At 65.1% G+C, this 564-nt stretch carries 1 pseudogene; it reads left to right on the top strand.

What is annotated here, in order from left to right:
* Window positions 1-72 precede the first annotated feature (72 nt).
* Window positions 73-564 (top strand): annotated as a pseudogene (locus tag VJ923_RS12215) (hypothetical protein); the annotation flags it as partial.

Below are 564 nucleotides of genomic sequence, written 5' to 3'. Positions count from 1 at the left end.
GGGCTCTCGAGATCGAGGGCCCGCACATTGAAGGCAAGAGGGTTCACCGTCGCTCCCCATGGGCGCTGCGGCATGCGCGCCGCCACAACGGTGATCAGCGGCTTCGAGGGTATCGTGGATGCCTTGCTCTCGGAGGGCGTGACCAACTCGGAGGTCGTCTTCGAGCGCATCAGGAGCCAGGGCTACAAGGGCGGCAAGACCACCGTGAAGAACTACATCGCCGCCCATGCCAATCTCGTTCCCGCCAAAAGGCGCCTCGCAGCTGCCGACCCGCGGGGCAGCCGCGGCAAAAGATTCTACACATCGCCCGGGGAGGCCTACCAGATGGACTGGGGATTCGTCGACGTGGAGGACTGGACCGGGGCGACGTTCAGGATCGCGTGCTTCGCGATGGTGTGCCACCATTGCGGCACCTGCTACGTGGAGTTCTTTCCCAACGCCCGCCAGGAGAGCCTGTTCATCGGCATGATCCACGCGTTCGCGGCGATGGGCGTGCCGGAGCACGTCCTGACCGACAACATGAAGTCGGTGGTGCTCAGGCGCGATATGGACGGCCGCCCGGTG

The sequence above is a fragment of the Adlercreutzia shanghongiae genome (assembly GCF_035830635.1).
Taxonomy (GTDB): domain Bacteria; phylum Actinomycetota; class Coriobacteriia; order Coriobacteriales; family Eggerthellaceae; genus Adlercreutzia; species Adlercreutzia shanghongiae.
Note: the sequence above shows the minus strand (reverse complement) of the source record. Positions and strands in the feature narration are given on the sequence as shown.